This window comes from Ruegeria sp. CG11 (genome assembly GCF_056537245.1).
Genome location: NZ_JBQFRE010000056.1, coordinates 1 through 1,617, shown reverse-complemented (window position 1 = coordinate 1,617; position 1,617 = coordinate 1). Strand labels below are relative to the sequence as shown.

Sequence of the window (1,617 nt, the reverse complement as noted above, 5' to 3'; positions counted from 1 at the left end):
ATCGGGGAGGATACATCATGTGGACCGGAGAACCGGTTTGCACGGTTAATGACGGCCCATATCGGATGAGGTGGATGGCTCCTGCTCCACCGGCATCGAACGTGCCAAAGTGCAGTTGTTATCGACTGCTGGGAAAGGAGCCACCCAATGACAGTAAAGACTGTGGGCCTGGATTTGGCCAAGGACGTTTTTCAGGTGCACTGTGTTTCAGCCACGGGGCGTCGGATCATCAACAAGAAGATCAAACGCGCGAAGTTGATCGCCTTCTTCGAGACATTGCCGCGCTGTGTGGTTGGTATGGAGGCCTGCGGATCATCCCATCACTGGGGGCGCAAGTTGCGTGAGCTTGGCCATGACGTTCGGCTCATGCCAGCAGCCTACGTCAAACCTTACGTGAAGCGCGGCAAGACCGATGCAGCCGATGCAGAAGCGATCTGCGAAGCGGTGCGTCGCCCGACCATGCGCTTCGTCGAGATCAAGTCCGAAGACCAGCAGGCGATCCTTGCTATTCATCGGGCGCGCGATCTGGTCGTCCGTCAACGTACCCAGGTCGTAAACATGATCCGCAGTATCCTTCGCGAGTTTGGTCACATCCTACCGACGGGTATTGAAGCTGTGTCCAAGTTCGCGCGAGAGCACGGCACCGAAGACCAGTTGGAGATGCCCGAGATCGCGGACGGCATTCTTGGCGTGATGTGTCATCAACTGAACGGGCTCAATGTGCGGGTTGATGGGCTGACCAAACTGATCGAACAACATGCATGGCTGGAAGCCGATGCACGTAGGTTGATGCGCATGCCGGGGATCGGACCGATCACCGCGTCGGCTGTTGTTGCCACCATTGGCGATGCAAAGCAGTTCGAGACTGGCCGCGATTTAGCCGCCTGGTTGGGCCTGACACCGTTGAACAAATCCAGCGGCGGTCGAGAGCGCCTCGGGCGGATCACGAAGAAGGGTGACCGTTACATCCGAAAATTGCTGATCATCGGAATGACGTCGCGCGCGCTCATGGCCAAGAACAGCCCAGAGAAAGCCGACACCTGGACTGCGAAGCTTCTGGACGAAAAGCCCTTCCGACTGGCGACAGTCGCCATGGCCAACAAATCCGCTCGGATCATCTGGGCGCTACTGACGAAACAGGAGGAATACAGGCAGCCAATCTGTTGATCCTGCCAAGAGATGCAAGACGCTTGATGTGATGATGCGAAACGAAGTCAACCAAGAGTAAGGACACTCCGACCAATGTCGCGGCACTTGAGGTCGTTAAGCCGATAGGAACCTTGCTCGCGGAACTCATCAGGGCCAGTGGCAACCGCCACGCAAACAGGCCGGACACACGACTGTACTGACAGACCATCGCAACTACAGAAATCTCTTGCAATGCAGGAGCCATCCACACACGACCTTGAGCACGCGGCCTTGTTGCTGCGAGTGCGCCCATAGAGCTGACATTCGCTGCTTGCGCAGCTTATTTTGCATGATGTCAGGCGACGATCATGACTTGGTAATCGACAATTAGTGTTCAGACATCAGCAAGCGGATGAAAACAAGCAACTTTGGCTCCGCCTTCGGCGTCTTCCAAGGTAGGTACCTGAGATCGGCAGCGATCGGTTGCGT

1 protein-coding gene is annotated in these 1,617 nt (G+C 56.3%); it reads left to right on the top strand.

Going from position 1 to position 1,617, the window contains the following annotated elements:
• Positions 1 to 147: 147 nt before the first annotated feature.
• A complete protein-coding gene (locus ACR0KW_RS24185; protein WP_480785632.1) occupies positions 148 to 1,167 on the top strand; it encodes an IS110 family RNA-guided transposase in 1,020 nt (339 codons plus the stop codon).
• The last annotated feature ends 450 nt before the right edge of the window (positions 1,168 to 1,617 follow it).

Coding starts and splice junctions, on each gene's coding strand:
- ACR0KW_RS24185 (WP_480785632.1), top strand. CDS start 148: ATGACAGTAAAGACTGTGGGCCTGGATTTGGCCAAGGACGTTTTTCAG.